Source organism: Cohnella sp. GCM10020058, from assembly GCF_042683485.1.
Classification (GTDB): Bacteria; Bacillota; Bacilli; order Paenibacillales; family Paenibacillaceae; genus Cohnella.
In genome coordinates this window covers 12,533-32,811 of record NZ_JBHUJV010000016.1, presented here as the reverse complement: position 1 = coordinate 32,811, position 20,279 = coordinate 12,533, and the positions used below count along the sequence as shown (strand labels likewise).

Sequence of the window (20,279 nt, the reverse complement as noted above, 5' to 3'; positions counted from 1 at the left end):
GCATGACGGCAAAAGCAGGGAGCGCGATTCTGCTCGGAGCTGCGAGGGCAGATTTGACGCCCGACAAGGATGTCATTCTGGGCGGGGCCACCATGAACGGGAAGATCAGGACAGGCCGTATCAAGGATCCGCTATATGCAAGCGTTACCATTCTGGAAAACAAGGATACCCGGTTGTGCATCATTACGCTTGACCTTCTCATGATTACCAGGAAATATGTCAATCTGATTCGCGAGGAATTGCACGCGCGCTGGGGGATGGACCCGCAATCCGTTCTTATTAACGCTACGCAAAATCATAAAGGACCCGCCCTAGGCCATTTTAAGATCGACGAGGAATACCAGGGCATTCCGCAGCATCTTTCCTGGCTCAGGGGGGGGGACGACCGCTATGACGACTTTGCCGTGAAGCAAATTTTGCTGGCTGTCGAGACGGCAATGGCGCGCAGAGTTCCGGTCGAGGTTGGCGCGGGAAGCGGCATTCTAGGCAATATGGCATTTAACAGGCGGATGGTCATGCGAGACGGTAGTATTCAAATGCCGGGCTTCGACGATCCGCCGGGTATCGTCGAACCGGAGTCCCGTTATCTTGAGGGGCCGATGGATCCCGAACTCGGCGTTGTCAATTTCCGCGGCCTGGATTCCGCGGTTCAGGCGATGCTCCTCAGCTATACGTGCCATCCGGTTCACGGGATCAGACACCCGTACATCTCGGCGGATTGGCCCGGCGCGTGGGCGTCGGAGATGCGCAAGATCGCCGGGGATGCCTGCATACCTGTCGTGTTGAACGGGGCGTGCGGCAATATCAATCCGTGGGATCCTTTCGCGGAGAAAAAAGCGGACGACGCGGGATTGATGGGCGAAAAGCTTGCCCAAACTGCGCGCGAAGTTATCGGACGGATGAATTTCGCGTCGGAAGCGATTCTGGATTACCGGGTTCGGACAATTCCGATTCCGCTCAGGCAGTTGGAGCCGGCACGAGTGGAACAGGCCCGGGAATATATCGCCAAGTATCCGGAGCCGGAATGGGTCGACGATACTTTCGTGGATCTGGAATGGGTATATGCGAGCGCGCTTTTGGGTCAACAGGAGCAGTACGAGCGCAATCCGGAGTTCCAGTATGAAATTCAAGTGCTCCGTATCGGCGACACGGCCATCGTCGGCCTTCCAGGAGAGCCTTTCGCGGAAGGCGGTCTTGCCATTAAGTTGAAATCACCGACTTTTCCAACCTATATTGTGCACAATACTCATTATGCAGGATATATTCCAACGGAAGCAGGCTTTCATCGGGGAGGTTATGAGACTCGGATCGCCAGAATGGAACCTCAGGCACTGGATCGTATTATCGCGGCGTCGGTCAAATTGCTGGGTGAAATATTCTCTTAATCGGTCAAGTTCGTGCGGATGTACTCGTTCATATATTCAAAGAATCGATCGCAAGCGGAGGAGCGCGTTCTGTCTTTTCGCTCGATCCAGACGAGCTGCCGTTGCAGCACCGGGTCTGTAGGAACGATCAACATGGATTGGCCGAGATCAGTCTCGGTCTTTTTCCACATCCGGTAGGCGTTGAACGGGACGAACGCGACCCCGAGCCCGGCGCGTACGAGCTCTTTGATGACATCGTATTGATGAACGACAAGGCGGACGTCTGGCTCAATCGCGAATTGATGGAAAATGGGGCGTATGAAGCTTTCAAACCATCGGTTCACCGTCGAAAGTATGAGCGGTTGTCCGTGAAGCTCTTGTAGCGGGATAAAGCTTCTGGCAGCCCATGGATGGCTGCTGGGGACGAGCAGGCCGAATTTTTCGACATGAAGCGGAGACTCCAGCAATTGCGGGTGAGCGGCCGGAGCGGTGACGATGCCCGCTTCCATTCGGTGGTTGATCACCAAGTCCGTCACGACATCGCTCAGTCCCTGCTCGATTTCAAGTTCAATCGCAGGGTGGCGCTGCACGAAATCGGCCAGAAACTGCGGCAATATATACCAGACAAAGGTCGGGTACATGGCCAGCTTCACTTGTTCCCTGCCGGACAAGCTCAAGTCCCGAATGCTTCGGACTGCGTCTTCCCAGTCCGACATCATGCGTCGGCTGTGATAGAGCAGCATGTTCCCCGCCTCCGTCAGCTTGATCCCTCGGCCCGTGCGGATGAACAGGCTCGCTCCCATCTCTGTCTCCAGCCTTGACATCATCTTGCTGAGTGCCGGCTGCGCGATATGCAGTTCTTGGGCTGCCCTCGACAAGTTGCCGTGCTTGGCAATACATTGGAAAAATTCCAGCTGTTGAAGCTGCATATGCCCACATCGCCTTTCTGAACAGATGATATTCCATATTGATTATATCAGTATTGAAAATTATATATTGGACGCTTCGAGCGGTCAATCATAGAATGGGTATCGAAACAGGCTGCGCGAAACGATTGACATCTACACGAGGAGGCTGGCCGATATGCCGAAAGCTGACAATCCACCGATCGATCCGATTACGCTGGAGATTTTATGGACCCGGCTGATTGCCATCGCGGACGAGACGGCGACTATTTTGAAGAGAACCTCATTCTCACCGACGGTGAGAGAATCAAACGATTATTCTTGCGTCCTGTTCGACGAGAATGGTGACACGGTAGCAGAGAATACGATTGGCATCCCGTCTTTTAACGGCGTTATGTCGCGCGCTTTGAAGCGCATTCTGCAGCAATATCCCCAGGAGCAGTGGCGGCCTGGCGACGTCGTCATGACGAACGATCCTTGGATTGCCTCGGGACATTTGCTGGATATCACTTGCGTCATTCCGATTTATCACCAAGGCAAGCTCGTCGGATTCACCGGCAGCATCGCCCATATGGCGGATATGGGCGGCAGCGGCTGGGCTGCCGATGCCGGAGTGGTATACGAAGAAGGGATCAACATTCCTCCGTCGTTCCTGTATCGAGAAGGCAAGCCGAATGAAGATCTGATCCGGATCATCCGCGCCAATGTACGTGTTCCCGACGAAGTGCTCGGCGACATTCACGCACAGATTGCCGCTGGCCGGGCAGGCGCTTCGCTACTGGTCGAGCTGCTCGAAGAGCACGGCATTGCTGATATTTCGCCGATTTCTCAGCAAATTCAGGCCAAAGCCGAGAAGGCGATGCGCAAGGCTGTCGCCGCCATCCCCGACGGTGAATACCGCCACGAGATGGAGACGGACGGCTACGACGGCGAGGCTATCCTGCTCAAGGTAGCCGTAACTGTCGCAGGCGAAGAGATGAAGATCGATTTTACCGGATCGTCGCCGCAGATTGGCCATGCAATCAACGTACCTTTTAACTATACGCACGCCTATACGTGCTTTCCGGTCAAGTGTGCGATCGATCCGCTGACGCCGCGCAACGAAGGCTCCTATCGGCCGCTCTCCGTCATCGCTCCGACCGGAAGCATTCTCAACCCGGAGTTCCCGGCGCCTGTCAATGGCCGTCATTTGGTCGGACACTTCCTGTCCTGCGTGGTGTACGGCGCGCTGGCAAAGGCGATCCCCGACCGAATGATTGCAGATTCGGGAAGCGCGCCGCAGCAGTATACGATCTTCAACGGAACGTGGAAGGGTAGACCGTTTACCACGATCTTGACCATTTGCGGAGGAATGGGCGCGCGGCCTTCGGACGACGGACTTAGTTGTACGAGCTTTCCTTCCAACGTCAGCGTAGGCTCGATGGAAATTACCGAGGCGGTATCGCCGATCATCGTCTGGAAAAAAGAACTGCTGCAAGATTCAGGCGGCGCCGGTCAATTCCGCGGAGGACTCGGACAGATTGTCGACCTGGAGATTCGCGCCGACGGACCGGTACAAATGTCACTCATGTTCGACCGGGTAGAGCATCCTGCCTCCGGCACGGCGGGCGGACAAGACGGAGGAGCGGCGAATGCTGCCGTGAATGGCAAGCAGGCAGCGTTCCTGAAAGGACGGGATTATGTGCAGCCCGGCGACCGCGTCACTTTGCAATACTCCGGCGGCGGGGGCTTCGGCTCTCCGAAGGTGCGCAAGCCGGAACGCATAGAGTCGGATTTGCGCAATGAACTGATTTCGAAGGAGGCGGCAGCCGATGTCTACGGATACGAATTTTAATGGCCGGAAGTGGAGGGTGGGCACGGATGTCGGGGGTACATTCACTGACCTGGTGATGCTCGATAAAATAAGCGGAACTGTTCTGACCGGCAAGGTGCTGACCACGCCGGACGATCCAAGCCGCGCAATTTTCCAGGGACTGGACTGGATGGCCGAGACGTACGGGGTGGATCTTCGAGAGATAGAGACGTTCATTCACGGCACGACATTGATCGCCAATACGATGATCGAACGCAAAGGCGTGCCGACTGGCCTCATCACAACGAAGGGCTACAGAGACGTCATTGAAATCGGCAACGAGATGCGCTATGACATTTTCGATCTGTTCCTGAGCAAGGCCGAAACCCTTGTTCCTCGCCACCTGCGGCGAGAAGTGCGCGAACGGATCGGCAGCGACGGCGAAGTGCTGTTAACGTTCAACCCGGATGATGTTCGAAATGCGGCCGCCATTTTCAAGGAGCAGGACATTTCCTCTATCGCTGTCGCTTTTCTCAACAGCTATCGCAATCCAGAGCACGAGAAGCTGGCAGAACTTATTTTGCTGGAGGAGATTCCAGGGGCATCCATCAGCCTTTCCTCCGACGTGGCGCCCGAGATTCGCGAGCTTGAACGCTTCTCGACTACGGCAGCGAATGCCTATGTAAAGCCTTTACTCCGGACCTACATGGCCAAGCTGGAGAGCGGTCTGGCCGGCTACGGTACGGATGCGCCTGTCAATATCGTGATGTCCAACGGCGGGCTGACCGATGCGGAATCTGCTGCGGCTTATCCGATCCGGCTGATCGAGTCGGGTCCCGCTGCCGGGGTCATTGCTGCCGCCTTCCATGGAAGAATGGCAGGCGAGAAGCAAATTATCGCCTTCGACATGGGGGGGACGACGGCGAAGATGTGCCTTGTCCGGGACGGAAATCCGAGCCGGGTGTACGAATTCGAAGCCGCCAGAATGCAACGTTTCAAAAAAGGCAGTGGCATTCCGCTACGTATTCCGGTCGTGGAAATGATTGAGATCGGAGCGGGTGGCGGCAGCATTGCCCACCTGGACAACATGCACATGCTGAAAGTCGGTCCGGAAAGCGCAAGCTCCGTACCGGGTCCGTCTTGTTACGGTCTCGGGGGTGAAGATCCGGTTGTCACAGATGCGGATCTTGTACTCGGCTATTTGGACCCGGATTATTTTCTCGGCGGGGACATGTTGCTGAACAAGGAACTGGCGATCCGTGCAATTACCGATAAAATTGCCACCCCGCTCAGCATCGGCGCCATCGAAGCGGCCGCGGGCATCCATGATATTGTGAACCACAACATGGTGTCTGCTGCACGGATTCATATCGCGGAGAAGGGCACCGATCCCCGCAAGTTCAGCCTGGTGGCAACAGGCGGAGCCGGACCGGTACATGCGTACGGCATCGCCAGACTGCTCGGCCTCGGCAGAATCATTTGCCCGCCGGCGACAGGGGTCGCTTCTGCGGGAGGCATGCTGGTCGCGCCTCCAATGGTCGAGCTCGGACGCAGCTACGTCAGCGATCTGAACAAGGTGGATTGGAATTATCTGCGTGGTTTGTACGCAGAGATGCGTGGAATGTCGATGGCTGGATTGGCAAAGGCAGGGGTGCTGGAAGATGAAGTCAGCACGATTCTGAGTGCGGAGATGCGGTACGCCGGGCAAGGATATGAAATCACCGTGCCGTTCCCGTTAGAATTGCTGGAAAGCGAAGAAGTCGGAGAATTGCGAAATTCGTTCCTGAAGGAATACGAAGCGACTTTCGGACATTGTCCGCAGGGCGTCGCTCTGGAAATCATCAATCTGCGTCTAAGGGCATTCGCTCCAGAACCGGTAGAACGGCTACGCTTTGAACGTTATGCGCCGGATGCCGAACATGCTTTGAAAGGACGCCGCCCCGTTTATTTTTCCGAGTTGAAGGACTTCGCGGACACGGCGGTATACGATCGTTACCGGCTTCAACCGGGCTCTGAGCTTCAAGGTCCCGCAGTGATCGAAGAGCGGGAATCGACCGTAGTGGCGGGACCGAGGACGACGATCCGGGTCGACGACCATTTGAACCTTATTATCGATCTGAATTAATCGGGATCGACGGGTGGCGAGCGCAATGAAGGATAACACTAACAATCGCATCGATCTCGGCACGGACGCAAGAACAGAGCCGACTGAGGCGATGTGGGATGCCATGCGCGAGGTGGAGCTTAGCGCGGTTCCTTTTCGGGGGCAAGAAGCTATGCGAAAGCTGCTGGACAAAGCGGCCGAGCTGACGGGACAGTCGTCCGCGCTGCTCCTTCCATCCTGCACGATGGCGAATCTGATTGCGGTCATGGTTCATGCCGGACGCGGCGATCATGTCATTCTGGAGGAAAGCTCCCATATCGCTTGGTCCGAAGGCTGGGGGATCTCCTCGATCGCGGGCGTTCATCCGAGACTTGTGCAAGGAGAACGGGGACGTCTTCGTCTTGAGGATATTGAGGCTGCGGTCGGCGAAACCCGCTTCACGCACCGGCCTCGAACAGGACTCCTCTGCCTTGAAAACAGCCATAATGCTAGCGGCGGTGCCGTGCTGCCGCCGGAATACACGAATGCTGTCTGTGCGGCTATGAAAGAGCGGGGCATTCCCGTTCATCTGGACGGTTCGCGCATTGTCAACGCAGCGGCGGCGCTCGACGTGCCGATGCGGCTGCTTACGGAGCGGTTTGACTCTGTGGCGCTTAATTTGAATAAGAGCCTGTGCGTCCCGGAAGGCGCTCTACTATGCGGATCGGGGGCATTTGTGCAGCAGGCTTCGCTAATTGCCAGATCGCTCGGGGGCGGCAGCATGCATAAAGTGGAACGGATCGCCGCGGCCGCCCTGGTTGCCTTGGACGAGATCCCGAGAACGCTCGCCGACGATCATCGCCGCGCTCGCGCGTTTGCTTTGCTGCTGCAAGGCATACCGGGTATCCGCGTCGACCTTGGTGACGTGCAGACGAATATCGTGATGGCGGATCTAACTGGCGCCAGGCTTGGTGCAGAAGAAGCTGTCGTTCGTCTGAACCGATTGGGCGTGGCCGCTTATCCATACCAGGGATCGCTTATCCGGTTCGTGTTTCACCGTCAGATCGGCGACGCGGATGTTGTGACGGCGGCCGAACGGATGGCGCAAGTCGTCGCCGGCTCTCGAGGAGCGGAGCGGTAAAGGATGTCGGATCGATTCACCATGCAATTAGGGAGGAACCGCCATGCGGATATCAGTACCAAAGGAAACTAAAAATAACGAGAATCGGGTAGCGTTGACGCCCGCCGGAGTCGTTTCGTTCGTGAAAGCGGGCCATCGGGTCATGATTGAGACAGGCGCTGGGGCAGGCAGCGGCTTCCCGGACGAGCAGTATGTGTCGGCCGGGGCGGAAATTGGCCGAACGGCGGATGAAGTATGGTCGCAAGCGGACATGGTCATGAAAGTGAAGGAGCCGCTGCCTGCCGAATACGACTATTTCCGCGAAGACCTGGTCCTGTTCACTTATTTGCACCTTGCAGCAGAACCGGGGCTCGCCAAAGCGCTCATCGACAGAAAGGTGACGGCTGTCGCATACGAAACGGTAGAGGAAGGGCGTTCGCTTCCGCTGCTGACCCCGATGAGCGAAGTGGCCGGCCGGATGTCGGTGCAGATCGGAGCTCAGCTTCTGGAAAAGCCGCGTGGCGGCAAGGGCATTCTGCTCGGCGCAGTGCCTGGCGTAAAACGCGGCATCGTCGCGATCATCGGAGGAGGCGTCGTCGGTACGCAGGCGGCAAAAGTCGCCGTCGGCTTTGGCGCCGAAGTGAGCGTTATCGATTCGTCGGCCGAACGATTGCGGCAATTGGACGATTTGTTTGGCGACCGTGTGCAAACGCTAATGTCGAATTCGCTTGCGATCGCCGAAGCGGTAGCGGCCGCCGATCTCGTTATCGGCGCCGTGCTCATTCCCGGGGCCAAAGCACCAAAGCTCGTTACCACTGAGATGGTGAAGTCAATGCAGCCGGGATCGGTCATCATCGATGTCGCAATCGATCAGGGTGGGGTCGTCGAGACGGCCGACCGGATTACGACGCATGATAAGCCGACGTACGAAAGGCATGGAATCGTTCATTACGCTGTCGCAAATATGCCGGGCGCGGTACCGAGAACATCCACGTTAGCGCTGACGAACGCCACTTTCCCTTATGCATTGCTTATGGCGGATCGAGGCCTGCAACAAGCGATCGAGCAACGTCCCGGATTGGCAACCGGCGTAAATATGTTCAGGGGAGCTGTCACCCACCAGGCAGTCGCTCTTGCACTCGGGTATGAATTTAGTCCACTCGATTCCCTGTTGAACGGGGCATCTTGCGCTTAAGCGATTTTTCGTTTCAAACATCGAATACTAAGCTTTACCCGTTGAGGCAGATTCGGAGGGAGACATGCCGACAGAAAACTTGAAATGTTACCCGGAGACGCGCGGAAGTCGACTTGGCTTGCGCGCGCTTTCACTGTAGCTGTGCAACCGGATCAGCAGCAACCGAGATAAATGCCAAAAGCTCCACATCTATACGGATGTGAGATGGACAAATACCTTGTACGCCGATTTTGAGCGGGAATGTACCGAAGCGGCAGATGGTGGAGGAGACCTCCGCAGCAACTATACCCGGGAGGTCAGTCAGATTGAATTCGAGCTTCAAAGAGCAATGGAAGCAAGGGATATGCTTCACAGACTTTCCGCAGCGAAAGGGTTTGCCTTGGAGCCCCTGGTGACAATGGAGGAGGTCGTCGAATATAGCCGCCAAAAATCAGAATGGCTGGACAACCCCGGCCAAGAGCCCCGCATTCAACCGATATACTTCACCGTTCGGAAGGTGAATTCATTCATTAAAGATACCGCGGAAGAATTGAAAGAAATTTTCCTCGCATAATTCTTATCAATAAATCTCCTTCAAAATCGCGATCGCTTCCTCCAAGGTGAGACCGAACGACTTGTAATATGAAGCGTCGATCGCCATTTGCTTCGATACTGTCTCGTGGCGCATTTGCAGCATTTCCTCGGGCGTGAATTCGGCCACGAAACAGCCTTTGCCCGTGATGGTATGGATCAATCGGCTGCGTTCGAGCTCTTCCCACGCTTTTTTGACGGTGATGACGCTGATCTGCAGTTCCAGCGCAGCTTGGCGAATCGGGGGCAAACAATAGCCGCTCGGCAGCTCGCCTTTTAAGATCTGGGCGCTGATCTGTTCGAACAGCTGCTGATAAATCGGTTTTTCTGAACTGCTTGAAATCGCTACGTTCATTAGAGCTCCACTTTCAGGAAATATCGGACCGACAGTCGATAAGCAACCGCCGTGAAGATGGCGAATATCGCGACCCCCGCGACCAGGATGAGCGACTGCTCCGCAAGATGGCCGGTTCCGGTATCGTTAATAACGGCGGATACATCGGCATTCGCGATTCCCAGCCATTGCGCGCCTCCTGCAAATAGCATGGCAGCCGTAATCGATACGATCGCGGGGTTGCCGTATTTGTACGCCGTTTTATAGTATAAAGGCAAAAACAACAGATTAAAAATCGCCAGCATCACCAGGCATAATCCCAAGAAACCGATTGTGGGAGCGTAGAAGTAATAGATGAAGTCCGGATACAAGTAGCGATTAATAACGCCGAAAATGACCGCAAATCCAATATGCAGCACCTCCAGGCAGACGATGACGAGTACCCTTGATTTGACCATGTCTCTTTTGGTGACGGGCATCATCGAGGTAAGCATCAAGTCGTTGTGCGTGCGAAAGCCGCCAAACATATTGGGAATCGTAATCCAGCAAAAGTACAATAGCACAAGGAAGTAAATCCAGCCCGGTACGAGCATGAGGGCGCCTGTCAGCACAGGCATGGCGAAATACAAAGGATTCACGCCCAATTTAAAGTCCTTCAACCATAAATTATACATACGTCTCCTCCTTTTTCGCGGCGTACACCATGATCTCCTCGAGACTTGGCGTGGCAGCCCGGATACCGAAGGCCGGATCGAGGTCCACAGCACGGATCAATCCCGTGAAGCCGAAGGAATTGACCTTATAAGATATAAGCTTATCTTTCACCTGGTCCAGCTCGCTCTCTTTGCCGCTCAGCAAACGATAGGAGGCCATAAATTCCTCTTTATCGGCGCTTTTGATAATTTGTCCGTTTTCGATAAACGTAATATAATCCGCGCATTTCTCCAGATCCGACGTAATATGCGTGGAAAAAAGAATGCTGATCTCGCCGCCTGTAACGAGCGACCGGAAAATATCGAGCAGGTCATCCCTTGCGACCGGATCGAGACCGCTAGTCGGCTCGTCTAGTATAAGCAGCTTGGCGCCGTGGGACAGGGCGATGGCCAGATTGTATTTGACCCTCATCCCCGTCGACAGTTCGGCGATTTTTTTATTTTCGTCCAGCTTGAACCTTTTCAAGTAGCTGTAGTAGGCATCGTCGTCCCAATTGTTATAAAACCTTTTAATGACGCCGGTCAATTTGCCGATCTTGCTTCGCGTATAAAAATCGATGCCGCCGAACGCGCACCCGATTTCCTGCTTCAGCTCAAGCTCGTGCTCCGCCATCCGTTTGCCCAAAATCCGCACGTCGCCGCTGTCCAATTGAACCATATTCATGATTGACTTGATCGTCGTTGTTTTCCCCGCGCCATTGGCGCCGATAAACCCCATGATATAACCCTTTTCGAGCTGGAAGGTGACGTTCTTTAACTGAAAATGGTCATACTTTTTGTTCACGTTTTGAATGTCCAGCGCAAGCATGACGAACCTCCTCTTAAAATTGTGCATATCGTATATACACAATATATCACCGCTGCAGCCTCCAGTCAATTCATGGTTGTCGGGCCGATTCGGCAATAATCGTTGCGGAACAGGATGGGGGTCATGCCGGCCTGGCGCTTGAAGAAATAGGGCGCATAGCAGGGACAGCACCTTGGTGAAAAGCGATCGTTCTTCCCAAAACGAGTCGCCTACCGTCAGATCCAGCAACTGCCGGATCAAGTCGAAGGCGGCTTCCGGATTCGGCAGGTTGAAATGCTGGGAATACGGATCGCATACGGGTTGCTGAACGGGAGCGAAGCTCGGAGCGAGCCGTCAGGCTTCGCGGCATGGGCGCCGCGCTTCAGGTAGTCGTGCTAGAAGTGAATCCAGTAGAAGACCGTCTCTTCCTCGCAGGGCTTGACCGAATAATACTCTCCATCCGGCAGCAGCAGCAGCGTATCCCTATTTCGCAGCGTCCATTCGACGCCCGTTTTCCCCGATATACAGAGTGCCGCGCTCTACGAACAGCAGGTCGTACAAGCCCAGATTGCGCCGGTTCGGATGCCGGTCGCCGTTGCGAAAATCCGAGAGCCCGGCGAGATGAACGTCTGGCTGCGGCATTCCTGACGGCGCCTGCCATTATTTGAGGATAGGTAACTATTCTTCGATTGATTACGATAGAGTGCGAGAGTCTATCCAAGATCGGAGAGCGTGATTTCTGATGGTGTCTAAATGGTCCGCGGCATCGCGCAAGACTGCGACGGTCGCGGCGCTCGCGGGGATGCTGGCGGGATGGAGCGGCGGACCCTGGCTGCCGACCGCGACTGCGGCCGCTTCTGTCGCTTCTGTCTCTGGCGCGCTTCCTTTTGACGACGTGCGCGACAACTTTGCCGCCCAAGCGATTGCGAACATGGCGGCGTTACATATTTTGACCGGCACTACGGAGGACAAGTTCGAACCCGACAAGCCGGTTACTAGAGCGGAATTTATGGCGATGCTGGACAGGCTGCTGGGCATCGAGCCCGTAGAGAGCGCGCTTCCGTCTTTTCCGGACGTTCCGAAGTCGGCGTGGTTTTACCGGTGGGTGCAGCCTGCGATCCAATTGGGATTGGCAAAGGGGACAACGCAATCGTCGTTTGCGCCCAACCATCCGGTGACGCGCGAGGAAGCGGCTGTTCTGCTCGCGCGCGCCTTGAAGCAGCCGCTCGATGCGAATACGGCATCGTCTGCGCGGATATACCGGGACCAGGCGCAAATCCAGACCTGGTCGCTGCCCGCGGTATACCGTTTATGGAAGCTGAGTCTCATGAGCGGAGACGAGGACGGCAGCTTCCGGCCGAAAGCGCCGATGACGAGGCAGGAAGCTGCCGTGCTGCTCGATCGGATCTGGTCGTATCCGGGATGGTCGGCGGAGATTCAAGCTGCGTTGAAAACCCCGATCCAGCTCGGCTGGCAATACGGGCAGTCGACCGCACAGTACGAAAAGGAGGTCCTCTCCTCCGGCATCAACACCTTATCTCCGCGCTCCTTTTTTCTTGACAAGAGCGGCACCGTCTCGGATTCTACGGACGCTTCGCTGATTGCTTGGGCGCACGGCAAAGGCAAGAAAGTATGGTCAATGGTCGGCAATCGTTCCGATCAAGCCGCCACGCATGCGATGCTGGCGGACGCGGGACGGCGAAGCGCTTTTGTTCAGCAACTGGCCTCGCTGGTCCGGCAATATGGTCTTGACGGAATCAACATCGACTTTGAAAACATGGCACCCGGCGATCGTCAGACATTTACCGCCTTCATCACCGAATTAAACGCCGCGCTGGACAAGATCCCGGCGGTGCTGTCGGTGGACGTCTCGCCCGACCTGGGCACGGATTGGACGGAAGTATTCGATTACGCCGCGCTGGGGAAAGCTGCCGATTACATCGTGCTGATGGGCTATGACGAGCATTGGAACGGCGGCGCTCCGGGCTCGGTGTCGTCGCTGCCTTGGCTCCAGCAAGGCTTGACGACGCTGCTTAAGCAGGTGTCAGCCGCCCGCGTCATCATGGCGCTGCCGCTATACAACCGGGAATGGCATACCATATCCGGCACGACCGTCTCCGAGGAGATTAGCCTGGTTCGGCAGAACGAGCTCGTGACGATCATGCGCGCCAAGGTAAAATGGGAGGAAACGATCGGCCAGTATTACGCCTACTATGGGACGGCGGCGTCCTTGCATCGGATCTGGCTGGAGGACGGCCGTTCGCTGTCGCTCAGGATTGCCTTCGGGCAATCGCTTGGCGTGGCCGGCTACGGCTTCTGGTATATGGGCGGTGAGAGCCCGGACGTTTGGGCGAGCATGGCCAACGCCAGGCGGTTTGCGTCTTATTCGTTCGACTAATCCGGCATAAAGGCGTCGGCATATGGCGTATTCATGAACCAGGCCAGGTGCAGGAGAGAGAGATCTGCTTCATCCTCTTTTTCTTGCTATTCGCACAAGAGGACATATCTGCAAAAAGCCCCTTTTTTGACGAAGCCGCGATCTGAGATGGTAAACCCTACTGACGTCAGTATGTCGTCGATCGGTTCGATGGAGACGACGACGACGCGGTCCGCGATCCGGCGGGCATGCATGAGGATGGACCGCTGCTCCCCGGCGGTAATTTTGGACACATGATTGTACGGCAAATCCACAACGGCCGCTTTGTAGCGGGTGCTTACTTCAGCGATCGGACCGAGCGCAACCTCGCCTTGCAATCCGAAATGCGAGATATTTTCACGCGCGCCGCCTGCCAACTGCGGGTTAATCTCGCGGCCGGTCATGTCGATGCCCATGGAGAGCGCCTCGACGAGAACGGTCCCGATGCCGCAGCAGGGATCGATTGCGGAGATGCCGTCAGGACGCGGAACCGCAATATTTGCGACCGCTCGCGCGATTCGCGTGGGGAGCGCCATGGAGTATTGGCGGGGTTTGTCCATATGGTTCAGCCATACGGACCGGTTTTTCGTATGAGGGCCAAAATACCAGCGTCCGCCCATCGTCACGATGCCTAAAATTTCGTTCGGCTGACGCATTTTCGCTTTGCCCTTGATCCGCAATCCGACCTGCCGCTCGATTTCCCTTTCATCCGCGTATGTGATTTTTTTATTCGCAGGCAGATCGTTCGTCTTGACGAACAACACCTTGAACGACGACTGAAGCGCAGGCATATCCGCCACTTGAATCGCGATGTTTTCCACGCTGTCGGCTTCGTACAAAACTTCAAGCCGTTCCTTAATAAAGGGGCTTCGGCTGGGATCGATATGGACGTAACTTTTGAAAACAGGAAGCTCGGCGTCGATGCCGAATAAGGAGCGCAGCTCCAATTGGCATAGGGATCGCTCGTCCTCGTGGGTTGCGTAGGTATAGATGTAGAATGGGGGTGTTTTTGATAGAGCCAAAGCCAAACCGCCTTTTACCTGAGAAGTTCGTTCAGTCGTTCTGCCCATTATACATCAGATGCAGGATAAAAGGCGCTTTGCGTGGAATAAGATGGGAAACCTGTGCATCAAAGGAGAATGATTGTGGATCCCATCGATGAAATGCTGCTATCTCAATTTATGGAGCTCACAAAAGAAGAACAGCTGATGATCAGCTCCGGGTTATCCATACATTTCGGCGTGCCGATCGAGTTCTCTCCATCGGGTTTGTCGAAACGCTGCACGGATGAAAAAGAGATCTGCAAAAATGTACTAAGCGGCTTCATCCTTACCAAGAAGCATCAGGCGGACATTCGAGAAGCGCACGAACGGCTCAAAAATGCGGACTTGCCTCAAAAAATCTCGTTTGGCCGATTGAGCGGCGGAACTGGGGAAACGTAGATGGACGTATCGGATGTGTCATTGGCAAGAGCGAGTATTCATGAGGCCCATTTCCGTCGGGGCTGTTCGAATCGTAAGATGAAAAATTGGGCTACCGGAGAACTGGAAAAAGTGAAGTGATTAACGACAAGATGACGATCGTATCTTACGAAAAGCTGATGACTGGCTCCGCTGACCCAAGGAATATCCGATAATCGACAACAAGACAGCAATGTGGTTTATTGCTTCCCGGTCGTCGGGATTCGTGTGTTTTTGTTAATTCGGATGATAGAGTTTAGACAGCGTCCCGCCTGCCATCGTTCGCCGCCATGAAATAAAGGACATGCCCGCGCTAACGGGGTGTATGTTAATCTGTGAATTTCATCGTTAAGATGAAAAAATACAATCAGGCATGGAAGGAAGAATGATCGCCATGGCGGAATACCCCGAGCTTGCGGTTGCAGCCCTGCTTCGCGAAGCGCAAGCCAGTTTGCAGACGACGTGCAATGCGGTTCCAAACTGGTCGATTCCCGGATTTTATTATGATCGCGAGGGACATCTGAGCGGCAAACGGTTGATGGAGCCCGATGCCCAAGCGGTATTCACGACTGCGCTTGCCTATCGCATTACGGGGGAGGCGGTCTATGCGTCCAAAGCCGTAGAGATTCTAGATGGCTGGGCGGCCGTGAACCGGGAGATCGGCGGTCACGACGGTCCGCTCGTCTCGGCTTATGTTGGCGTCGGTTTCATTCGCGCAGCATTATGGCTGGAGCCCTTCGAGGACTGGAGCCCTGAGTCGCGGGAACGTTTCGAAAATTGGTTGACGCTGGTGTGTCTGCCCGCATGGGAGACCATCGAAGGGCGCAACAATTGGTGGGACTGGAGTTTGTATGCGCGCCTCGCGCTCCATCGGTTGAGGGGTGACAATGCAGCTTTCGCCTTAGCGACCCAGGCGCTGAAGTCGCATATCGATCATGCCGTCGCATTGGACGGCTTCTTGCCGGAGGAAGCGGCGAGAGGCGCAAATGCGATGTGGTACCATTATTTCGCGCTGGCGCCGATGACGGCTGCGGCGAAGCTTGTGCTGGATGCGACAGGCGAGGATCTGTTTCGGTGGACATCGCCGGGGGGCAAGAGCATCAAGCGCGCCCTCGACACGTTCCTTCGCTATGTAGACGGCCGTTCGGACAAATGGCCCACCGGCGAAGCGCAGAACATCCCGGCTCCGCTTGGAGCAGACACTTGGCCGGTCGATCTGTTCGAGGCGATGGCAATCGTTTATCGGGATGAAGTGTATGCGCGCTTTGCAGCACCGCATCGGCCGGTGACGGGGCACCGCAACGCGAGCAGCGGCTACTTCCAGTCGTACGCCTGGAATTATCCCGCGCTGTCCATTTGACGATGTACGGTGGTGCTGTGAGGGCGCCAGTCGCCCTCACTCACCGCGCCTCAGCCGCCATCGTGCATGTTTCTTGTGCATCCTCGCACCTACCGCCACCGCCCACCACGCTTTTCGCATCACCATGCACTATTTTTGTGCACCATCGCGTCGATTGCAACCGCCCACCGCGTCATCGCCGCAGCCATGCACATTCCTTGTGCATGCTCGCCCAGCGCCTCATTCGCCGGCTCACTCACCGCCTCAGCCTACTACCGTGCATCTCTTTTGCATCTTCGCATCCAACGCCTTCACTCGCCGCGCCTCCGCCGCCACCGCGCGCTCAATGTTGTGCGCAATGTCGAACTTTAACAACTTCAAGGACAACCCGGTTTAGATGTGCTTGATGTGCTTGGCAGGAACAAGCGCAAAGAAATAACTTATATCGATCATCTCTATAGTAAACATTTATTAAAGTCGGATGGTAATAGTGTTAAAATAGATAAGGTTAATTCGGACCCGGACATCATTGTGCAAATTTTAAGATATAAGGATGGTCATAAATGAGTAACGGACAAACAAGTTCAGACGTAATCTTGATCGGTGCAGGCATCATGAGCGCGACGCTTGGCGCGATGCTGAAGGAACTGGCGCCGAGCTGGAAAATTACCGTGCTGGAGAAGCTTGCGAGCGCGGGCGAAGAGAGTTCCAACGAATGGAACAACGCCGGAACGGGTCACGCGGCGCTGTGCGAGCTCAACTACACCGTTGAAAAGCCTGACGGCTCAATCGATATCAGCAAGGCGATCAGCATCAACGAGCAGTTCCAGGATTCCATGCAGTTCTGGTCCTACCTTGTCGAGAGCAAGCTGATCCGCAATCCGCACGATTTTATAATGCCCCTGCCGCATATGAGTCTCGTGCACGGGCAAAAGGACGTATCGTTTTTGAAAAAGCGGTATGAAGCGTTGTGCGTCAATCCGCTGTTCCACGGCATGGAGTATACCGAGGACCATGCCAAGCTGAAGGAATGGATCCCGCTGATCATGAAAAACCGGGGCGCGAACGAGCCGATCGCGGCCACCAAGGTCGACGCCGGCACGGACGTTAACTTCGGCGCTTTGACACGCATGCTGTTCGAACACCTTAAGAAAAACAATGTGGACATCAAGTACAAGCACAAAGTGGACGACATCAGCCGCACGCGCGACGGCGCTTGGGAGCTGAAGGTGCGCGCCGATAACGGCCGCGTCGAGCGGCACACCGCAAAGTTCGTCTTCATCGGCGGCGGCGGGGGCAGCCTGCACCTGCTGCAAAAGACAGGCATTCCCGAAGGCAAGCATATCGGCGGATTCCCGGTCAGCGGTCTGTTCATGTCTTGCACCAACCCGGAAGTCATTGCCAAGCATCACGCCAAGGTTTACGGCAAAGCGAAGGTCGGCGCGCCTCCGATGTCGGTTCCGCACCTTGACACCCGGTTCATCGACAACAAAAAATCGCTTCTGTTCGGGCCGTTTGCCGGATTTTCGCCGAAGTTCTTGAAGACGGGTTCCATGCTCGATCTGATTACTTCGGTCAAGCCGCACAATCTGGTCACGATGATGGCCGCCGGCGCCAAAAACATGTCGCTCACCAAGTACCTGATCCAGCAGGTCATGCTGTCCAAGGAGCAGCGCATGGAGGAACTCCGCGAGTTTGTGCCCGACGCGAAGAGCGAGGATTGGGATTTGGTCGTAGCCGGCCAGCGCGTGCAGGTCATCAAGGACACGGCCGCAGGCGGCAAAGGAACGCTGCAATTCGGCACCGAAGTTGTGACGGCCGCAGACGGCTCGGTCGCCGCGCTGCTCGGAGCGTCCCCGGGCGCTTCGACCGCCGTATCGGTCATGTTGAACGTTATCAAGAGATGTTTCCCGCAGCAGATTCAAGCCTGGGAGCCGAAGCTTAAAGAGATGATTCCGTCGTATGGCGCTTCCTTGCTTAAAAATCCGGAGCTGCTCCGCGAGATTCAGGCATCGACAGCACAATCGCTTGGCTTAAGCGCAAGCAAATCATATCAAAAGGCGGCAAGTCAGCCGGTTTCCTAGTATTCCCCGTTTTCCATCGCAGCGAGCGTTCGGGACGTTTTTCCTCGAACGCCGCTGTTTTTTTGCGGTTTCAGGGCGTTTCGCAGCGGGTAAATGAAACGGAAAAATGATGCCAGCATGCAATCGGGGCGGCTAAATGAAGATTTGGAGGTAACCCATGCATCGCGTCAACCTGGATCAGAATTCCTTTAACGGTCAAGTTTTTCAATTCGCTTCTTTCGGTGTCGCATTGACCGATCCGGACGGCCTTTTTCTAACCGTGAATCCCGCCATGGAGCGGATATTCGGCTATAGCAAAGAACAATTCGAAGGACGGCGGTTTGGCTGTTTCTCGCATCCCGACGATCCGGTTCAATCCATCGAAGAGCTAAAGGCGCTGGTGGGAGAGACCGAGTCGGAGTGGTTCATGGAAAAGCGTTTTATCAGAAATGACGGTGCCACAATCTGGACGATGATGTCCGTGCGTCTATTTCGCAGCGAGGAAGGAACGCCGCTTTATTATATTGTGCAGATTAACGACATCTCCAAGCAAAAAATTTCCGAAATTCAGCTTCAGGAATCCGTCGAACGGTATACCTCGCTTAAAAAATACAATCACGACGCCGTTATATCCTTCGACCTGCAGGGTCGCGTAATTAACGGAAACGCTGTCGCCGAAAAGCTGACGGGTTATTCCATCGAATCGGAGCTGATCGGCATGGAGCTCGCCCATATTATCGGTCAGCCTAACGTGGATCTTATATTGGCGGATTCGCTGCAGGACACGACGGTCGAGCAAGGCATCGATACCTTGATTACCAAGGATGGAGAAATCGTCGAAGTCATTACGAGTATCGCCCCTATTTTCGTCGGCAATCGCAATATCGGCTTTTATCTCATCTGCAAGGACATTTCGGAGCAAAAACAACTCGTGTTAGCCAAAGAAATGGCGGAGGCGACTAACCGCGCGAAAAGTGAATTTCTGGCGATGATGAGCCACGAGATCCGTACGCCCATGAACGGCGTCATCGGCATGACCGACCTGCTGCTCGACACGGAGCTGGACGAGGAAAGACAGGGCTATGTCGAGATCATACGCAAGAGCGGAGAGGCGCTGCTCGCCATCATCAACGATATCCTGGACTTGTCGAAAATCGAGGCGGGGAGAAGCGAGCTGCAAGAAACGTCCTTCGACCTCCGGAAATGCATCAAGGACAGCTTGTCGGTCGTTTCCGCCAAAGCGGACGAAAAAAATCTCGAGCTGTCGTATGCCATCCATCATGACGTCCCCGATTTTATTTTTGGCGATGCGGATCGCCTGAAGCAAGTGCTGCTCAATCTGCTCGGCAATGCCGTGAAGTTCACGCCAAGCGGCAAAGTGTCGGTAGCCGTCAAAAAGATCAAAGCCAAAATACCGCTGCTGTCGTTTACCGTTACGGATACGGGCATCGGCATTCCGCCGGATCGGCTGGAAGAGATTTTCGATCCTTTCTCGCAGATCGACAGCTTCATGATGCGCAAGCATGAAGGGACTGGGCTTGGCCTATCCATCAGCAGACGGATCGTCGAATTGATGGGCGGGGAGATCCGCGCGGAGAGCGACGGCACAAACGGCTCGACCTTTCATTTCTCCGTTGAACTGCATGAGAGGACGGAAGATCATCTGACGCCCGGGATCGGGGAGCCGCGAGATGCAGGCATGTCCGCAGCGAAAATACTGGTCGGCGAAGACAATCCGATCAATACGCTCGTGCTGAAAAAAATGCTGGAGAAAATGGGACATCGCGTATCGGTGGCTGAAAACGGGAAAGAAGCGATCGAAGCGGCGCTTCGCGAGCCTTTCGATTTCATTTTTATGGATATTCAGATGCCGGTTATTAATGGCTTGGACGCGGCGCGTGCGATCAAAGCGCGATTGGCGCCCGATATTTGCCCGCGAATTGTCGCGGTCACTGCGAACGCACTCAAGGGCGACCGGGAAAAGTGCCTGGCAGCCGGCATGGACGAATACGTGAGCAAGCCTGTAAAGCGCGAGGTGGTCAAGCAAATATTGGTCCAGTATGCGAGCAAGGCGGTTTAGCGTTTTTGTGAAAGGAAACCCGTCATGCGCATAGGTTGCAGGCGTCGCCGTTGCATAT

General features: G+C 55.3%; 17 protein-coding genes. 11 read left to right on the top strand and 6 right to left on the bottom strand.

The features are described 5' to 3' along the window. The first annotated feature begins 2 nt into the window (after nucleotides 1–2). Nucleotides 3–1,385: a hypothetical protein gene (locus ACFSR7_RS26680; RefSeq protein WP_378166907.1), complete on the top strand. Its 1,383-nt coding sequence runs from the start codon at nucleotides 3–5 to the stop codon at nucleotides 1,383–1,385. On the opposite strand, the gene ACFSR7_RS26675 is transcribed toward ACFSR7_RS26680, so the two are convergent. Further along, the gene (locus ACFSR7_RS26675; RefSeq protein WP_378166905.1) at nucleotides 1,382–2,293 is read right to left on the bottom strand and encodes a LysR family transcriptional regulator; all 912 of its coding nucleotides are present in this window, start codon (nucleotides 2,291–2,293) and stop codon (nucleotides 1,382–1,384) included. The two genes, ACFSR7_RS26680 and ACFSR7_RS26675, sit on opposite strands and share 4 nt — an antisense overlap. A 154-nt stretch (nucleotides 2,294–2,447) precedes the next feature. On the opposite strand from ACFSR7_RS26675, the gene ACFSR7_RS26670 reads away from it, so the two are divergent. The 5 genes from ACFSR7_RS26670 (at nucleotide 2,448) to ACFSR7_RS26650 (ending at nucleotide 9,012) form a co-directional block, all read left to right on the top strand. Further along, nucleotides 2,448–4,103: a hydantoinase B/oxoprolinase family protein gene (locus ACFSR7_RS26670; protein ID WP_378166903.1), complete on the top strand. Its 1,656-nt coding sequence runs from the start codon at nucleotides 2,448–2,450 to the stop codon at nucleotides 4,101–4,103. Further along, nucleotides 4,081–6,186, top strand: a complete 2,106-nt coding sequence (locus ACFSR7_RS26665; RefSeq protein WP_378166901.1) for a hydantoinase/oxoprolinase family protein — start codon at nucleotides 4,081–4,083, stop codon at nucleotides 6,184–6,186. The genes ACFSR7_RS26670 and ACFSR7_RS26665 overlap by 23 nt, the downstream gene beginning before the upstream one ends. Before the next feature lie 25 nt (nucleotides 6,187–6,211). Continuing rightward, entirely contained in the window at nucleotides 6,212–7,285 is a 1,074-nt protein-coding gene (locus tag ACFSR7_RS26660) for a GntG family PLP-dependent aldolase (RefSeq protein WP_378166899.1), read from the top strand. A gap of 43 nt (nucleotides 7,286–7,328) precedes the next feature. Further along, nucleotides 7,329–8,459 (top strand): alanine dehydrogenase, encoded by a 1,131-nt coding sequence (ald, locus tag ACFSR7_RS26655; RefSeq protein ID WP_378166897.1) that lies wholly within the window; start codon nucleotides 7,329–7,331, stop codon nucleotides 8,457–8,459. Between the two features lie 217 nt (nucleotides 8,460–8,676). Further along, on the top strand, nucleotides 8,677–9,012 hold the full coding sequence (locus tag ACFSR7_RS26650; protein WP_378166895.1) for a hypothetical protein: 336 nt from the start codon (nucleotides 8,677–8,679) through the stop codon (nucleotides 9,010–9,012). Nucleotides 9,013–9,018: 6 nt separating this feature from the next. Here ACFSR7_RS26650 and ACFSR7_RS26645 read toward each other — a convergent pair whose 3' ends face one another. The 4 genes from ACFSR7_RS26645 to ACFSR7_RS26630 form a co-directional block, all read right to left on the bottom strand. Next, nucleotides 9,019–9,384, bottom strand: a complete 366-nt coding sequence (locus ACFSR7_RS26645) for a GntR family transcriptional regulator (protein ID WP_378166893.1) — start codon at nucleotides 9,382–9,384, stop codon at nucleotides 9,019–9,021. Beyond that, nucleotides 9,384–10,037, bottom strand: coding sequence for an ABC-2 transporter permease (locus ACFSR7_RS26640; RefSeq protein WP_378166891.1), 654 nt, complete (start codon nucleotides 10,035–10,037; stop codon nucleotides 9,384–9,386). The genes ACFSR7_RS26645 and ACFSR7_RS26640 overlap by 1 nt, the downstream gene beginning before the upstream one ends. Next, nucleotides 10,030–10,884 carry an ABC transporter ATP-binding protein gene (locus ACFSR7_RS26635; protein ID WP_378166889.1) on the bottom strand — a complete coding sequence of 285 codons (855 nt, stop codon included), beginning with the start codon at nucleotides 10,882–10,884 and terminating at the stop codon, nucleotides 10,030–10,032. The genes ACFSR7_RS26640 and ACFSR7_RS26635 overlap by 8 nt, the downstream gene beginning before the upstream one ends. A gap of 462 nt (nucleotides 10,885–11,346) precedes the next feature. Next, nucleotides 11,347–11,505, bottom strand: a complete 159-nt coding sequence (locus tag ACFSR7_RS26630; protein ID WP_378166887.1) for a hypothetical protein — start codon at nucleotides 11,503–11,505, stop codon at nucleotides 11,347–11,349. A gap of 100 nt (nucleotides 11,506–11,605) precedes the next feature. Here ACFSR7_RS26630 and ACFSR7_RS26625 point away from each other — a divergent pair, with 100 nt between their 5' ends. Next, nucleotides 11,606–13,261, top strand: coding sequence for an S-layer homology domain-containing protein (locus ACFSR7_RS26625; RefSeq protein ID WP_378166885.1), 1,656 nt, complete (start codon nucleotides 11,606–11,608; stop codon nucleotides 13,259–13,261). Nucleotides 13,262–13,347: 86 nt separating this feature from the next. Here ACFSR7_RS26625 and ACFSR7_RS26620 read toward each other — a convergent pair whose 3' ends face one another. Further along, a complete protein-coding gene (locus ACFSR7_RS26620; protein ID WP_378166883.1) occupies nucleotides 13,348–14,301 on the bottom strand; it encodes a TRM11 family SAM-dependent methyltransferase in 954 nt (317 codons plus the stop codon). 123 nt (nucleotides 14,302–14,424) lie between these two features. Between ACFSR7_RS26620 and ACFSR7_RS26615 the strand changes: the two genes are divergently transcribed. The 4 genes from ACFSR7_RS26615 (at nucleotide 14,425) to ACFSR7_RS26600 (ending at nucleotide 20,221) form a co-directional block, all read left to right on the top strand. Further along, complete coding sequence (locus tag ACFSR7_RS26615) at nucleotides 14,425–14,721, top strand: hypothetical protein (RefSeq protein WP_378166882.1); 297 nt, start codon at nucleotides 14,425–14,427, stop codon at nucleotides 14,719–14,721. A gap of 412 nt (nucleotides 14,722–15,133) precedes the next feature. Then, nucleotides 15,134–16,099, top strand: a complete 966-nt coding sequence (locus tag ACFSR7_RS26610; RefSeq protein WP_378166880.1) for an alginate lyase family protein — start codon at nucleotides 15,134–15,136, stop codon at nucleotides 16,097–16,099. 542 nt (nucleotides 16,100–16,641) lie between these two features. Next, nucleotides 16,642–18,162 carry a malate:quinone oxidoreductase gene (locus tag ACFSR7_RS26605; RefSeq protein WP_378166879.1) on the top strand — a complete coding sequence of 507 codons (1,521 nt, stop codon included), beginning with the start codon at nucleotides 16,642–16,644 and terminating at the stop codon, nucleotides 18,160–18,162. A gap of 157 nt (nucleotides 18,163–18,319) precedes the next feature. Further along, the gene (locus ACFSR7_RS26600) at nucleotides 18,320–20,221 is read left to right on the top strand and encodes a PAS domain S-box protein (protein WP_378166877.1); all 1,902 of its coding nucleotides are present in this window, start codon (nucleotides 18,320–18,322) and stop codon (nucleotides 20,219–20,221) included. The last annotated feature ends 58 nt before the right edge of the window (nucleotides 20,222–20,279 follow it).